This is a genomic window from Caldicellulosiruptor morganii (genome assembly GCF_026810225.1).
In the GTDB taxonomy this organism is placed as follows: Bacteria; Bacillota; Thermoanaerobacteria; order Caldicellulosiruptorales; family Caldicellulosiruptoraceae; genus Caldicellulosiruptor; species Caldicellulosiruptor morganii.
The window spans coordinates 164,452-181,381 of record NZ_CP113865.1 but is presented as its reverse complement, the minus strand read 5'-3'; the positions used below and the strand labels follow the sequence as shown (position 1 = coordinate 181,381).

The window sequence follows — 16,930 nt, the reverse complement described above, 5'->3', positions numbered from 1 at the left end:
GCCTGAATATTTTTTACAAAGCATAATTTTTGGCAACAAAAGAAAATATGTTCTTCATTTTTATTATAATAAATTGAATAAATTTTTTCAAACATAATTTTTATGTACATAGTGTCAAGAGTTTGTAAAAAATATTTCATATGGTAATTTGTAGTAATTACAAAATGTATTTTAAAAAATTTAAAAATAACCGTATACAGATATCAATCCGATATGTTTATTTGGCTTTAGAAAATGTGAGAAAAAGGATACAAGAAGAATTAGAAAGTAATTTTGTATAGTCTTTTGAAAGGAGCAGGAAATTATTATCGAAGGCTTACGAAGAACTTGAAACTGTGTTAAGAGAAGAATTAGAGGTAATGTTTTGCTGCAGCCAAGATTTGAGAAAAGCCCATCAGCTCAAAGAAGCATTTAAGAAAGTGTTAAAGAGAAGTAAATTCAGAAGAAGCAAGACTTGTATTAAAAAAGTGGATAGAGAGTAGAAGAAGCGAAGTGGACTTTCTGAATTTATGAGATGTGTAAGAGTTTTTAGAAGCTGGTTTTTTGGAAACAGTAAAATGCATTTTTTTGTTCGGCATACAAATAGTACGACTGATGGTTTTAATAACAAAATAAAGGTTACCTAAGAGGATGGATTTGGATACAGGAATTTTGAAAGATTCAGGAAGAAGATTTTGTACAGTTGTGGTAGATAAATTGAAAAAGCTGAATATTTAAAAACCCACTATATGAGTGGGCGAGAGTGGTATTAGTTTTTTAGATTTTATTACCTATAATATACACTAATAACATTTAATGCATGCTTGAAAAAGCTAAAAAGGTGGGCATTCAGAATAACCACCCCACTACTTGACAAAGAGCCAAAAAAACAAGGGACTGTGCCAGAAAATTGTGGCAAGTCCCTTTTAGTTATTGAGCCAGTTAAAAGTCACTTTTTACGGTTTTACCATATTTACCACCCTGCCATCATACCCCAGGATGAGATACACTCTCTGACCAACTTTGAATGTGTCTGCCAGAAGCACAGACGGGTCAAAATCCTCGCTCACCTCATACGTCCTGTCCACAAGCTTTCCTGATGTCGGGTCAAATACAGTTGCAACAATAAATCTTGGCGTTAGTCTTGTTGGCTGGTAGCTTTTGATATAACCTTCAACCTTATTATCTACAACAAGTATGAACTTGTTGCCACCCCAGATGTCTGTCACAGCATATACAACATCATTTTTCTGGATGTAGCTGTAATCAACAACATCCCCATCTTTTATAACTTTACTGCTACCACTTATATCCAGATCACCTGCTTTCAAAGTCAGGTAGGTTTGCTCATCTGCAAGATATGGTTTGCTGTATACCGGGTCAAATATAACACAGTAGTCATATTTGCCCTGCTTCTGTGCTGACATCCCAAACACAAGCGATGTGTTCCTTACAATCTTTTGCAGCGCCGTTTGATAATCTATCTTTGCACCATTGTAATAGTAGGTTATGTTCTGTGGCAGGTTCATATCAACCTGTGTTCCGCCCTTATCAACTGTTACTTTGCTCCCAAGTGCGTATACAACTGTCATGCCATCGGTTGAGTTAAACTTTTTGTACACATATGTTATATTGTTACTTGAGTCAACATAAAGCCCATACTTTGCGCCAAGCTCCAAGCTTGTGTTCTGACTCGATGGCAAGCTCAAAATACCCCTGTCTGTCAGAACTTCATCCTCTGCAAGACCTTTTGTTACCTTGCTTGTGCCCATCACAATAACTTCCATGTATGTTCCGTATTCATCATAGTATGGGTCCTGGATGATTGCGTACTCATAAGAACTTCCTGACTGGTTGTAACCAAAATATATCTTCTGCCCCATCTTGAGAATGCTCTTTAGCTGGTCATAACTTACTTTGTTTCCATTATAGTAATACGTGGGTTTTTGTGGAAGGAACATGGTGTTCTCAGTGCTGCCTTTTTTGAGCTTCACATTTGTATCGCTCACAACCGCTGTGATCTCTGCCTGTTCGCTATTATTGAGCTTTTTCACAACCTTTGTGATTGTATCATTTTTGATATACACACCATACTTTGCTCCAACAGAAAGCTTTCCTGCAGATCTTCCCACAACATATATGCCCCTGTCTGTCAGAACCTCACCTGTTGCAAGCTTGCTTGACGAAATGCTATCAGCCATCACTATCACTTCTGCATATGTGCCATACTCAGAAGAATATGGATCCTGGATTACAACATATTCGCATGTCCTGCCATCCTTTGCATAGCCAAAGTAGATTTTCTGCCCTGCTTTTAGCACATTTTTGAGTTCTGTATAGTTCATCTTTGCTCCATTGTAATAGTAAGCTGGCTTTTGAGGCAAAATCAAATTCTCCTGCCCCTGAGCACCCTTTAGCTTGACGTTGGTATCGCTTATAACATCTGTTACCTCATACTGCAAAGTAGCATTCAGCTTCTTTATAACAAGCGTTATTTTATCGTCTTTAACATAAAACCCATACTTTGCTCCTATCTCAAGCTTTGTATCTTCAGATGGAAGGTAGTATATGCCCTTGTCGGTAAGCACCTGGTTGTTCTCAAGGCTTGAATTTAAAAGTGCATTTTGCAAAACTATTGCCTCAATGTAGTTTCCGTACTCACTGCCGTATGGGTCCTGAATAACATATGCCATAACCCTGCCTGTGTCTATGTCTTTTGATACATAGAGTATCTGACCTTCTTTTAAAATGTTTGGCAGATTCTCATAGCTCTGCTTCGTCCCCTGATAGTAATACAAAGGCTTACTGCTTAGCTGAATCTTCTGTGTTTTGTCATCTTGAACAGCATTAAGTGTATAATTATCTATATTTTTGATGGTAAACTTATCAGATGTCCACACTTTCTGAGAAACTGCTGTAATTGTGTCATTCTTTATATACACTCCATACTTTGTACCTATTTCAAGGCTATCAGGTTTTATAGAAGGTGCAACAAAGTATATTCCCCTGTCTGTCTGAACCTGATTTGGATCCAGTGCCGATGATGTTTTGTAAGTTGCCAGAACCAGCAGCTCATCATAGTTTCCATAAACTTCTGGTGAATATATGTCTTTGATTACAATACAGTCCACTTTGCTTCTATCCTCAGAATATATAAAGCTTATCTTCTGGTTTGGTTTTAGAACATTTTCTATTGCATCGTAGCTTTGTTTTGAGCCATTGTAATAGTATGTTGCTGAAGATGGCAAAGTTATTGACTTTGTCTTTCCACTTTCTTTGTAATATACAGTCTTTCCATCAACCTTTGTGCTGATAATCTGAAAAGAATCAGTTTCAACTCCAAACACCTTTGTGATTTTGCTGCCATCAACCTGAAGCATATACCTTTTTCCAGCTTCCAGCTGGGCTTTTGTTGTGTTCACAAGCACACCGCTATCTGTCAGAACCTCATTCGAAAGAAGCTTTGAAGATGTCTTTCCAGTATCAAGCACAACATACGATTTGTAAAGCCCAACATACTCAGAAAATTTTATACCACTGCTACTCTGGTTTGATGCTGTGACTAAACTTGAAGCTGACTGGCTGCCCTGCGCTTGACTCCCACCAGTTTTGACCTCAGTGTCAAGAAGCCTTGATAGCATCAAGGCAAGAGCCCAGCGCGGAACCTTTTGAGAAGCTGAAAGGTTTATTCCTTTTATAAGTCCAAGTTCAGATGCCCTGTCGATATAGCTTTGTGGCCAGATGCCAGAGAGGTCTGAGTCAGAATACCCGAGCATTCTAACAATAGCAGTTGTCGCCTGTGCAAAGGTTAGTGGGCCGTTGGGATTAAATTTGCCGTCTGCCATTGGTGTCATGTATTTTTTCTTCACAGCCCAGTTGACAAATCCACACAGGGCTGTGTTTGGTTTTATGTCGGGATACTGCGAATAACCTTTTAACAGGTTTGCTTCATCCTCTGCGTTTGAAATCCTGACAATTGCAGCTGCAAATTCACCGCGTGTTACACTGGCACCTGGCTTGAAATAGTCCCTGTAAACAAGAATTCCAAGCTTATTTAGCTTTTCTACAGCCTGCTTGTAACTTGCATTTGATGGAATGTCCCTGTATGCAGCAAAAGCAGAAAAAACACCGGTGCTGACAATCACAAAACAAAGCATCACGAAAGCTGTTATCAACTTTTTTCTCATCTTTCAAATCCCTCCAAGGTTTTATTCATATCTTAAAGCTTCAATTGGATTCAGTCTGGACGCCTTTGAAGCCGGGAACAGCCCAAAGACTATCCCAATCGCAAGTGAAATGGTAAATGCTAAAATTGCCCATGGTACAGAGAATATTGCCGTTGCAACATTTAGCTTTGAGAACAAATTAATTGTCACATACCCCAAAATAATCCCAATTATTCCTCCAAGCCCTGTCACAACAGATGCCTCTATTAAAAACTGAACAAGAATATTTCTTCTCTTTGCGCCAATTGCTTTTCTGATTCCTATTTCTCTTGTTCTCTCAGTCACAGATACAAGCATGATATTCATGATTCCAATTCCACCAACAATTAGTGAGATTGCGGCAATTCCTGCAAGCATGAGTGTAAGTGTTTGCGTTACGCTGTTTAAGGTGTCAAGGAGCTGGGCTGTGTTAAATACCCTGTATGCAGTTGTGTCGTTGTAGATTTTGTACAGAAAATTATTCAGGTAGTTCATAACAGTGTCACTTTTGTTTCCGTCTGTGATTTTTATCGCAAAGTTTCGGATGATCGCGTTTCGTGTGAGTCTTTGCGCAACAGTCACCGGCACTATCACCTGGTCGTCGTCTGACTGCTCCTGTGAATTTGCACGCTCCTCCAAAACACCAACAACCGTGAATATCTGCCCGTTTATCTTTAACTTTTTTCCTATTGGATTTTCACCATTGAACAAATCTTTCACAATGTAAGTGCCAACAAGCGCAACTTTTTGACGATAGTCCACATCAATAGGCAATATAAACCTTCCACTGCTGACATTTACATCTCTGACTGTGCTGTAGTCCGCAGTTGTCCCGATAAGAGTGGTGTCATGTGTGGTTGTTCCATACTTCAGTGTAACAGAGCTTGACACAGTCGGTGCAATTGCTTCTATATCATCTGCATGCTGGTCGGCAAACTGCTGAAGTTCCTCAAATGTGACATTTCTGTTGCTGTTTCTTCCTGTTATGTTTATCTGTATTAGATTTGTCCCAAGCCTCTGAAGCCTGTCTGTTATGCTTTTTGTACTCCCCTGCGCAAGTCCAACAACTGCAATTACCGCCCAGATACCTATGATAACACCAAGCATTGTCAAAAAGGACCTCAGCTTATTTGAAAGTATACTTTTTATTGCCATTCTAAAAGCTAAAATAAACTGTGCCACCTGTCAGCTCACCTCCCTGTCTTCTATTATCTGACCATCCTGAATTCTCACAATCCTTTTTGCCTGAGTGGCTATATTATTGTCATGCGTGATCAAAACAATTGTGCTGCCCTGTACATGAAGTTCCTTGAATATTTGTATTATTTCAGCACCTGACTTTGAATCCAGGTTTCCTGTTGGCTCATCTGCAAGAATTATTGCCGGGTTTGTGACAAGCGCCCTTGCAATTGCAACCCTCTGCTGCTGCCCGCCAGACAGCTGCCTTGGTCTGTGATGCATTCTTTGCTCCAAGCCAACCCTTGCCAAGGCTTCCTTTGCAAGCCTGTGCCTTGCCGATGCAGGCATGCCTTTGTAAATCAGAGGAAGTTCAACATTTTCAAGCGCTGTGAGCTGTGGAATTAAGTTAAAACTCTGAAACACAAAACCTATCTTGCTGTTTCGAATCTCGGCAAGCTGATTGTCATTCAGCCTGCTAACCTCATGACCATCCAGTATATATGTGCCAGATGTAGGTGTGTCAAGACAGCCTATTATGTTCATCAGGGTTGATTTTCCTGAACCGGATGGTCCCACTATGGCAACAAACTCGTGAGGGTTGATTTTTAAGCTAACACCGTTTAAAGCATACACTTCGCTATCGCCCATTTTGTAAATTTTGTATATGTCTATAAGTTCAATCATAGCAAGCTTTCACCTTCTTTTTTATCTTTGTGTAGAACTGCCCTGATTACCGGTTGAATTTCTGTTTGTTGTACCGCTGCCTCCTGAACTCTGGTTCTGTCTGAACTGCCTGTATTGTCTGAACTCGCCCGGCATTCCACCACCCGGGGCGCCAAATCCGCCCATTATATTAAATCCTTGCTGAGTTTGCGTCTGTGTGCTTGTTGAGCCTGTTGAAAGTGGTGGCAGCACAACAATATCCCCTTCGCTAAGACCACTTACAATTTCAATATAAGAATCATTGTTGATTCCAACCTCAACAGGTCGTAAAACTGCGCCCTTGTAATAGCTGTTGTTAAGAAGGCTTGCCATTCTTCTTGCTCGCTGCTGTGAAAAGCTGCCTGCAGTTTGGCTGTTTTGTGACCATGAACCTCTTGTTTGGCTGTTTGACCACTGCTGTGCATTCTGTGTGCTGCCACCTTCCTGCTGCCATCTTTGTCGCCAGCTTTGTGAGCCCTGGCTTTGCTGACTGCTTTCAAAGCCTCCCTGCGGGAAAAATCCACCGGTCTCTCCTTCTTGAGAGCCATTTTGTTCAGATGATTTTACAAACACAAAGTACCTGTTACCAAATTTCTGCACAGCTTCAAGCGGTACCATCAACACATTCTGTTTCTGGTTTACAATTATCTCTGCGTTTGCATTCATGCCAATCTTGAGATCTTTTGGATTGTCAATCGAGATTGTAACAGAATATGTTGTAACACCGTTTTGTGTTGTACCTTCAAGCGGGATTTTAGCAACTTTTCCTGTCAGCGGGTTTGTCTGGGTGTCTGTCAGTGCATCAACTGTTATATTTACTTTTTGCCCTACTTTTATTTTAGCAATATCAAGTTCATCTATGTCAACCTTGAATACCAAATTTTTGTCGTCAAATATGGTTGCAAGCACTTCTCCTGCTTTTATGTTATCACCTTTTTTGAAGTTGATATTCGTCACAACTCCGTCAAATGGAGCTTTGATGTAGTAGTTTTCCAAATTGTCCTCTGCCTCTTTCAGCTGCTGTTGCAAGTTTTTAAGCTGTGTCTGATAGTTCTTGAGCTGTTTTGACAGGTCATCGTTTGAAAGCTTCAGTAGCAGCGCACCTTTTTCAACAAACTGGTTGTTTTTTGCAAAAATCTCTTCAACCTCACCATCAACCTTTGCTTTGACATTTTCTTTGTTTACATACTCCATTGCTGCATCCTGTGTGCTAAGATACACATCATTTCCTGCCTTTATCTCGGCACTTGCTTTCATGCCTTCCTGCAGAGCACCTGGATTTGAGATTGTTATCTCAACATCAAAAACCCTGCCACCGTATTCATTTGTGTAAGTTATGTTCCCAAGATAGCTAACTGTACCCTGGACTGACTGGGATATGTCTGGAATATAAACAACTGCTGGCGTGCCTATTTTGACTTTGCCAAAAAGAGCTGCTGAAAATGGCAATGTGACTTTCAGCTTTGATGTATCTATTATTGTGAGTAAATTTGAGCCTTTTGCGACCCTGTCACCTTCTGATAGGTTGAGGTTTTTTACATACCCGGAAATCGGTGCCGTGACATTGAGGTTTTTGATGCTATCTTCAACATCCAAAATTGACGACTGGACATCGTCTATCTGGCTTTTGATTGAGTCTATCTTATCCTTTGCATCCTGGTTTTCAAGCTCAAAAATTACATCTCCTTTTTTAACCCTGTCGCCATCGTTAAAGTTGACCTTTGTAATGTTTGAGCTGACAGTAGATGTTAAATCTACACTTTGAGCTGACTCAATCGGACCGGAGCCTGTAACGCTAACTGTGATATCTCCCCTGGTTACCCTTGCAGTCCGCTGCTGAATGGTCTGATTTTGATTTTTTCTTACCTGGACAAACCTGTATACCCCAAACCCTGCTCCTGCCAGAATTGCAACAATTGCTATGGATATTACAACTTTCTTTAAAGCCTTGCTTTTTAAGCTGAACTTTAACTTAGAAGTTTTTAGAGGCTTTACTTTCTCTGCCATATGCACACCCTTCCTTTCGCTTTTTTACTGTGTTATTTTGAACTGTTCTGGTTATATGTTCCCATTACCATAATCCTTTTTGCAGTTGTCTTTTTACTGTCAGAATACCAGATGTACACTATGTTGTTTGCTTTTAAATCCTTTACTGCCAGCTTCTTTTCTGTCATCTGACCGTTTTGAAAATTTCTTGTTACAATTTCTGTTGATTTTGAAATTGCTACTGTCTTTGTTTGATTTGATAGTTTCAAATTCATCATGCCTCTTCTAAACCCGCCCTGTGGCGGCTGAGGATTTGTTCTTTGCTGGGCTTGATTGTTTGATGTGTTCTGTGGTGGCTGTGGCCTTTCGATTGTTGCAACCACTACCGTGATTTTGCCTGACTCAACTTTTTTAATAATGCCTATCAGCTCCGGCGTCTGATACGGGTCGTATGTGCCCTGGACAAGTATTTTTGAGATGGTTTTCTTTTTGCTATCTGCATACCAGATGTACAGGATATTGTTTGTCTTTAAGTCCTTTGTTGATAGCTTCTTTTCAACCACCTGACCGTTTTGAAATGATCTTGTTACAATTGTTGTCTTGTTTGAAACTGTAATTGTTTGTGTCTTGCCTGTCAGCTCAATTCGACCTCTTCCAAAACCTCTGCCATCGCTCTGGGATGAGAGCTTTGCAATGTAGATTGTGATTTTGCTGCCAGATAAGCTTTTTACAACATCAATTAAATCTGACTGTGAATTTTGTGAGCTATTGGATTGGGCATGTGATATATCCCATGGTAAGACTAACATTGCAAAAATAAAAGTAAATACAAGTATGAAGCTTATGCAGGCTTTCAGTAATTTGAATATTTTCATACTTTACTTTAGCCTTATTCATGAAAATTTTTCCTCTTTAAAAATTTATGAATAAATTTTTAAATTTCTATAAACAAATTTTAATGAAATGTGAAAATCTAGGGGAATGTAAAAGTAGACCTAAATAGCCTCTATAACTGGTAGTGCATAGCAAAGATAATTATTTGCTTAATTAGATATACATTTTATTCAATTATGTGGTTAATACACAACGATACATCTAATGTTTTGGATACTTCTGGTATGAGCCATTATCGTCTCTAAATGTTGAATTTTTAAGTTATTATTTACATTACATATATAAAATTTATTTTATGTAATTTTATTTTGTTGATATTTTTGCATGATTTAATTATATTTTTAGTAACAAAGTGTATTTAAAATCTTACACATTGAAAGGAGATGATTTCTGTTGAAAAAGTATATGTTTTTGGTATCAACTCTCTTTCTCCTTGTGTCAGTTTATGGGCTTGCTTCAACCAAGCCAGATTACAGGCAGCTTTATGAAAATCTTCTAAAGCAGTACAACAACTTAAAGTCTGAAAATGCAAACCTCAAAAAGCAAATTTCCTCACTGCAAAGCCAGGTAAAATTATTAAATCAAAAGCTTGCAAACATGCCAAAGGAATATGAATACGACCTTGTAAAAGATGATATTACCATTTCAGAAAAGCTTCCATTCCTGAGTTACAAAGGACGTAGATATGTTCATTTTGAATCGATCATTACTACATTTCTGAATATAACAAAAAAGGATTACGTTTTTGATGACAAATCTAAACAGGTTAAAATAATGTCCTCGTTCAAAAAAAAGGAGGGCACATGGCTGACCGACCTCAGTGCTTCACCCATTGGGATGTATACTTCATTTGGTTTTAATGATGAAAATATTACTGTAAACTATCAAAAGTTTTTCAAAAACATCTGGTGGAAGCACTGGACAAATGGTGCAAAATTTAGCCTTTCATACAAGATTGACGGAAAGTTTAAAAAATTCAGCTGCTGGCTCGTCATTGCTGATTGCTCAACCAGCGGCTCAAAAGGTGTGGTCAGGATATTTGGTGATGATAGACTTATTGGCGAATACAAAATTGAGCTGAACAAAAAACCTGTATATGCTGAAGTAACTGTTGAAAATGTAAACACATTAACACTGCAATTTGAACGAATAACCGCTAATGACATGGGTGATACTTGCATCTGTGTGGGCGATCCGCTTCTTTTGCCTTAATCCTCAGATTTTTGACTTTTTATTTAAATATCTTTCTGTTACTAATATTCTTCTTTTTTAGTGTAATACTTCTATTACTTGTAGCTATATGATCTGTTATGTATATCTTTTTAAAAGCAATACAAATTTCCTATCAAATTGATCAGTATTTATAAATTAACTATCCTTAAAACACTCTTTGTCAAGCAGTAAAGTGGATTTTCTGAATGTTTCCCATTCTTAACTTTTTCAATTATGCGTTAAATGTTATAAACACTTATTTTGGTAATACAATCTTAAAAAACAATACCATATGCAATCACTTATATATATTAATTTCACTTTAATTCTAATTCATTTGGTAAAAAATAATATTCTTAGATTTTAAAAGTTCAGTGATATAATTATACTTATCATACTTAAGCACTTATTCTGGATGCTTCCCTTCTCTTTTTGAGTGTTTTCTGTCATAAAACAGTTTCTATTATAGCAGGCATTCAGAATAAGCGCTATATTTTTTCCTTTTTCCCCCACCCCAATATTTATTATAGAGCCTATTTATTATAGAGCCCAAAATAAAAAGAGGGTGAGTATTCAACTCACCCTCTTTTTGTTATCTACAATTACTTCCATGTAGCTGTTACACTTGTCTGTCCAAGCTCGTTTGAAGCACCATCTTTTACTCTGTAAGATCCATTGTAATGTGGTATATAATCAACTTTGATTGCACTGTATCTCTTGTCACCATTAAACTTGAAAACAATATTGTTCTGACCAACTGTTATATCATCTGGTTGTGTCAACGCCCCACCGATATAAACCTTGAACTGATCAAGCACATTGCCAACAGTAATATTTTCACTGAAGTTTACAGTTACATATGTCTGATTAGCTGTAGTATTGAATACTGCTTCTACTGAGGAAATTGTTGGTGCAATCTTATCAGCAACTGTAAATGGACCAACTGCTGAACCGTTATTAAGTGATCTTCCAAGCAAATCTTTTGTTACAGAGTTAGCCTTTACTGAAACAGTAACTGGATTACCATCCCTCTTAGCATCAGCGCCTACAGCAGTTGCCAGATTAAGCTCAACTGCTTTCTCATCGCCCAGCCACTTTGCATAAAGTATGTCTATTGTACTTGATCCAGCTTTAACTTCAAAATCGCCACCGTAAATTGTATACTCATTTATAGGACCTGTTAGGTAAACTTTAATCTTATTTGTTGAAACAGCCTCAGGCAATTTATTTGCATCAACTGTGACTATAGCAGCACCAGCATTGACAAAATTGGAACCATTCTTTAGCACTGCGGTTGTAAGTTTGTTACCATTTGTGTCAGCAACACCCATTATTTGCAGATATGTCATGCTTGCAAATTCGCTGTCTTTCACAACCAGCTTTACTGTTTTGCCGTTGGAAAGTAAAGTTGCTGAAGCTCCGCTGAAGTCCCTTGTTACATATGTGCTATCCAGGTACTTATAATTTGCAACAGCATTAGCACTTGCCGCATTCAATGTTTTGTCAAATGTTATATAAAGTTCTGTCGTGTCACCGGCAACATCATTGTAAACAATAGGTGCAACAACACTTGGTGGTGTTGTATCACTTAAGGTTGCTGTTACAGTCTGTGGTAAGCTTGCATTTTTGAGAGGTGATGCATCTTCAACACCACTTACCACAACTGTCACAACACCCGCCGGCAGCGGTGAAGCAACCGTAACTTTTAAGGTGTTCTTAATCTGGTTACCACTGTCATCTGTATCCCATGTAATAGCACTGATTACTCTTTGATTTCCGTCCTTATCTTTCACAACTATTTTGTTATCCGACACACTTGGTACTCTTACATCTTCACTGAATGTTATCTTTACTGTAGTTGAATCAGCCACATTGACAGATTTAATGGTTGGTCTTTCTGTATCTATTGTAGGAACAATGTACTTGTTAAATGTAGCCGTTTGTCCTGCATAATCACCCACTTGAAGTGAAACACTAGCACCAGATACTGGTATGCAGCTTGTAATGTCATCGCCAAGTGAGATTGTTACTACATTACCATCAATTGATGTTCCTGTAACTGTTCCATTTGATAGTGAGATGCTTACAATATTCTGTATAGCTTTGCTGAATTCAAATTTGATCTGGGTCATTGTTGCACTTACATTCTTTAGCTCAATTGGTGATTTATCTTCAGCAACATTGAAGCTTACTCTAGGATTAACAACAGTATTTCCTGCAATATCCGTTACGCCTGCAACACTGAGAGTATTGCTGCCAACATTAAGTGGAGTATACAGGTACAACACAATAACATTCGGATCAATTGAGCTGTCCTCTGCAAACCCTTTTACTTGTTTTACAAGATACATACCATTGACTGTGTAATTTGATGAAGTACCATAATTTTTAACAGGCTCACTGAATTCAATCTGAATCTTCTGTGGATTGATAGCTGTTACTTTTGCAATTGAAGGTGCCTGTGCATCAACAACCGGTCCTATTTCTGCTGTATAATCTGCTTTCAATCCCAATCCTGTTTTCAAGGTAACTTTTACTTTGTCCTGGTTCGCCAAATCATCTTTCAAGTTTAATGTAACAACCTTCTTGTCTTCACTAAGTTTAACAGCGCCAATGTTTTTAACTGCATCTCCAACTTTAATCTCATAGTTATTTGTATCCTGTGCATAAACATCCTTTACATCTCTGTTGAATGTTACAACAACCTGTTTCAGGTTTGGAACTTCAACTTTTACAACTTGAAGTTGAACCGGTACAGCTACAAAAGTCTTACCTGTATCATTGCCCTTGTAATAAAGCTTATAAGTAGCTCCTTCTGTCTGTGCTGCTGTCTTCAATACAAGCTTTCCTGCACCAAAGTCTGATGCCTGAGAATCAATCAATGTCACAGCAACTGTCTTTGTCTCATCAGATGCATCCTTGATCTCAAAGTCAAGAGGAATTACATCTCCATCTTCAAGTGTTGCTGCTTCATCTCCAAGATATGCATCAACATAAACCTCAATTGTGTCATTTGCAACCGGCTTTACGTCTTTCACAACTATTGTCTTTTCTGGCTGGAAGAATGCATTTGCAAATGCTACCGCTGCTTGGCCTCTGATTACAACATCACCAATTCCAACTTCATCTTCGATTCCATTGAAAAATCCAAGTTCAAGAGCTTTTCTTACATAGTTCAAAGGCCACTTTCCTGCTGCCGGGCTTTCGCCTTTTGCAGCAACAAGCATCTTGCAAAGCTCTTCAAACTTAACCGGTTTGTCTGGTTTGAATGTTCCATTCGGATACCCATTTACAATGCCGAGGTCCTTTCCTGCCTCAACATATGCAAATGCCCAGTGATCTTGTGAAACATCTGTGAATGATGGTTCTACATCCTTGTAGTTTTCGACGACATCTTCCTGACCTGTTGCTCTGATAATCATTGCAAGGATTTCTGCTCTTGTGAGTGACTTGTTAAGCATCAGGTCACCCTGCTCATTACCTTTTAAGATACCCTTTTCCTGAAGAACCTTTGCTGCCTGCTCATACACAGAACCTGTCTCTTCTGTTGTTGCTTCGTCCTGTGCAAACGCAGGAGCAATAATTGAGAGGGCAAAAAGCATTACTGTTACAATAGCGATGAGTCTTTTAAATCTTTTCATAACTACTCACCAAACCTCCCTGTGTTATTTTTTAGTGAGAGGATAGTCTTTTTACTACCCTCTCACTTACAGCTAACATTTTATCAACTCATATTCTCAAAGTCAAGATAACTTCTCAATCTGTAACCAAACTGTAAAATTGGTGAAATAATTTTGCAAAAGCTTTTAAAACTCTTTTATACCTTGAAGGTGCTCATAGCATCTTTCAGGTCCTGTGCAAGCTTATTCAAGCTCTCTGCCATGGCCCTGAGCTCTTCTATTGCTGCAAGCTGCTCCTCGGTTGATGCAGAAACCTCTTCAGACGATGCTGCTGTTTGCTGCGAGATTGCAGAAATATTTTCAATGCTCTGGATGATAACATCCTTTTCTCTGTCAATTGCAGAAATTGACTCAGTAATGTTCTCAATCCCTTCTACAAGTTCATCCATTGCACCTTTTATATTTGAAAATGCAGAAGCAACATTTTCAACCGCTTCATTTTGCTGATCAATGACATTTTCTACCCTGTCTGCAACCTCCTGTGCAGTTTTTGTTTGATTTACAATTTTCTTTATCATCTCCTCAACTTCTCTTGTTGACTCTTTTGACTGGTCGGCAAGCTTTCGAATCTCCTGGGCAACAACCGCAAAGCCACGTCCAGCTTCCCCTGCCTTTGCAGCCTCAATGGATGCATTTAATGCAAGAAGTTTTGTCTGCTCAGAGATGCTGCCCAAAACCTGAATAATCTTGCCTATAGACCTTGAATACTCTGCAAGCTGGTTAATTGTTTTAATCATTGTATCTGTTATATGCACTGTGTCATGCGTAACACTGTTGAGGGTTGCAACAGCATCAGTACCACTTGTTGAAAGCTGAGCAACATTTTGTGAAAGCGCCCTCATCTGTTCAGCAGAGCTGACAATTGTCTCTATCCTCTCACCAAACTTTGAAACTGTCTGAGCAACGTTTGTCGCCTCTCTTGCCTGATTGGAGGCACCCTCTGCTATTTCAGAAATGGCTTTTGCAACCTCATTGGACGCAGTAGCCGTCTCTGAGGCAACCGTTGCAAGGGTTGAAATAGCCCCTGTAACCTCGCCACTTAAGCTCACACCTTTTTCTACCAGAGACTTTATATTTTTTGCCATATTGTTAAAGCTGTGAGCAAGAAGCCCTATCTCATCATCCCTTTTGATATCCAGTGTAACAGTCAGGTCGCCTTTTTCAGCGATGGCAAAGATGTTTGTCACTTTTTCTAAATCTCTTACAATCCTCAGTGCAAAGTAAATACCAACTGCAAGCGCTGCTATAGTGAACAAAACTGTGAGAACTATAATCAAAATTTCAAGTTTTCGCGCTGAAGAAACAAGCTGAGAAATTGGAATCATCCCAACTATAGTCCAGCCTGTGTCGGGAACCTGTGAGTATGTAATCAAAAATGGTTTGCCACTGAAAATAGAATCAAAAGCACCATCCGTTTTCTGGGCTGATTGCTGCTGCAAAATCTTTTTCACAAACTCGGTGTTTCTATCAGGCAAAGATTTAAAGCTATTTTCCCATTCAGATGGCAAAATGACATTTCCAGATGGGCTTACCGCAAGCATATATCCACCATTCTGGCTGATTTGAGTGTTTTGCAATGTTTCTTGCATCCATTGTTTCTTGATATCAAGAACCATAACACCAAGAGTTTCATTGGTTTGTATATCTCTAAAAGGCATACCTATAGAAAATGCATACTCAGGCATGTTGGCATTGTTTGACTTTGCTATGCTGTCAAACTCCTCTGAATGTGACTCAAAAAGTACAGGTGCGCCAGCTTCTATTATCTTCTGATACCATGATGTCTTTTTTAATTTATCGTAGTTTATTTCAAACGGTAAAGAAGGAACAAATAAAGATCTCTCCTTATCAACAAAAATATAAACTCCTGCAATCATGTTGTCTGCAACAATTAAATTCTGTACCACCTTCAAAGCATCTGATTGCAAAGTAAACTTTTGAAATTCGTCCAGTGCTGCCTGTTTGGACTCGGAGTAAAGCCTCTGTACAAGCTCATTTGCCATCAGCTGTGTGCCATTGTTTTGAGCAGTCTTGAATGCAAGCTGAAAGTAGCTTGAAGTAGCAGTGGTTGCAGCAAGATATGACTTTTTACTCTCGTTTAACACTGAATTTACTGAAGTAGAGATTGAAATCACATCAATAATCAAAATGGGTATGACTAAAATAGAAATAATCAGCAGAGCAAATTTTTTGGCAAGTCGCCCGCCTTTGCTGAAACCTGGACGTTTAAATTTAAGAGATTGCTTTTTCTCTACATTTTTCTTTTCCCTTTTCACAAACAACCCCACCCTTTAAAAATTACTTCATTATTTTTGATTATACTCCAAATTACCTTTGTGCACAATATAATTGAAGAGTTTTTGCCTGAATAAAAATATAAATATTTCATGAGCAACTAAACATCATTAATATTTGTCTTCCGGGCAATTAGCAAAAACATCTCACTGCTGTCAATACTGCAAACAATTTTTAGCTTTGCATTCTGGCACATGTTTATGATCTTACTCATTGGTGGCAGAAAGTGACTTTTTACAGGCTCTGGAAGGTTTTTGTGAAGGCTATTTATTTTATCTCTTGACTCCGAATGTGCAATTGCAAGTCTGCCACCTTCTTTTAGCATCTGTGAAAACTTTTTTACTGCCATTTCCTTGTCCTGTATATGGGGAAAAACCGAGTAGCATATGATAGCGTCAAAGTGCTCCCTGAAAAAAAGCTCTGTTGCATCGCTGCAAACAAAATCTACATTTTCTATCCCTTTATACTTTTCTTTTGCCTTTTCAATCATCTTTTCTGAGATGTCAACACCAAGATAGCTTCCCTGCTGCCCGACAGATTTTAAAATGTATTCCACAAGAACTCCAGTTCCACATCCAACATCCAGAACCTTATCACCTATTTTTAGCTGGATTTTTTCTATAATTTTATTTAATTTTTCAGGAGCATGCCATACAATCTCATCCCACTTCTCTGCAAGCATATCAAAATATTCTTTTACATCCATGTTCATCTCCACCTTTTTTTATAAGCTATCATATTGAACAAACTCTGTGCAAAATACAAAAAAGCCCACAAAGGAAATGGTAATAAGGCTAC

General features: G+C 38.5%; 9 protein-coding genes and 1 pseudogene. 2 read left to right on the top strand and 8 right to left on the bottom strand.

Annotation, left to right across the window (positions count from 1 at the left end):
- Window positions 1–296 precede the first annotated feature (296 nt).
- Window positions 297–482 (top strand): annotated as a pseudogene (locus OTK00_RS00830) (transposase); the annotation flags it as partial.
- A gap of 453 nt (window positions 483–935) precedes the next feature.
- On the opposite strand, the gene OTK00_RS00825 reads toward OTK00_RS00830, so the two are convergent.
- Genes OTK00_RS00825 through OTK00_RS00805 form a run of 5 tightly spaced genes read right to left on the bottom strand, consistent with a single transcriptional unit; the run spans window position 936 to window position 8,926 of the window.
- Window positions 936–4,166, bottom strand: a complete 3,231-nt coding sequence (locus OTK00_RS00825; protein WP_045168479.1) for an S-layer homology domain-containing protein — start codon at window positions 4,164–4,166, stop codon at window positions 936–938.
- Window positions 4,167–4,187: 21 nt separating this feature from the next.
- Window positions 4,188–5,366 (bottom strand): ABC transporter permease, encoded by a 1,179-nt coding sequence (locus tag OTK00_RS00820; RefSeq protein WP_082054578.1) that lies wholly within the window; start codon window positions 5,364–5,366, stop codon window positions 4,188–4,190.
- 3 nt (window positions 5,367–5,369) lie between these two features.
- Complete coding sequence (locus OTK00_RS00815; RefSeq protein WP_045168480.1) at window positions 5,370–6,047, bottom strand: ABC transporter ATP-binding protein; 678 nt, start codon at window positions 6,045–6,047, stop codon at window positions 5,370–5,372.
- Between the two features lie 21 nt (window positions 6,048–6,068).
- Entirely contained in the window at window positions 6,069–8,072 is a 2,004-nt protein-coding gene (locus tag OTK00_RS00810) for an HlyD family efflux transporter periplasmic adaptor subunit (RefSeq protein WP_045168481.1), read from the bottom strand.
- A gap of 32 nt (window positions 8,073–8,104) precedes the next feature.
- Window positions 8,105–8,926 (bottom strand): hypothetical protein, encoded by an 822-nt coding sequence (locus OTK00_RS00805; RefSeq protein WP_045168482.1) that lies wholly within the window; start codon window positions 8,924–8,926, stop codon window positions 8,105–8,107.
- Between the two features lie 412 nt (window positions 8,927–9,338).
- Between OTK00_RS00805 and OTK00_RS00800 the strand changes: the two genes are divergently transcribed.
- Window positions 9,339–10,157, top strand: a complete 819-nt coding sequence (locus tag OTK00_RS00800; RefSeq protein ID WP_241765417.1) for an NPCBM/NEW2 domain-containing protein — start codon at window positions 9,339–9,341, stop codon at window positions 10,155–10,157.
- Window positions 10,158–10,759: 602 nt separating this feature from the next.
- On the opposite strand, the gene OTK00_RS00795 is transcribed toward OTK00_RS00800, so the two are convergent.
- The 3 genes from OTK00_RS00795 to OTK00_RS00785 all read right to left on the bottom strand — a co-directional run bounded on the left by OTK00_RS00795 (window position 10,760) and on the right by OTK00_RS00785 (window position 16,844).
- Entirely contained in the window at window positions 10,760–13,798 is a 3,039-nt protein-coding gene (locus OTK00_RS00795) for an S-layer homology domain-containing protein (RefSeq protein ID WP_045168484.1), read from the bottom strand.
- 176 nt (window positions 13,799–13,974) lie between these two features.
- Window positions 13,975–16,113, bottom strand: a complete 2,139-nt coding sequence (locus OTK00_RS00790) for a methyl-accepting chemotaxis protein (protein WP_045168485.1) — start codon at window positions 16,111–16,113, stop codon at window positions 13,975–13,977.
- A 119-nt stretch (window positions 16,114–16,232) separates the two neighbouring features.
- Window positions 16,233–16,844 (bottom strand): class I SAM-dependent methyltransferase, encoded by a 612-nt coding sequence (locus tag OTK00_RS00785; protein ID WP_268760845.1) that lies wholly within the window; start codon window positions 16,842–16,844, stop codon window positions 16,233–16,235.
- Window positions 16,845–16,930: the final 86 nt, after the last annotated feature.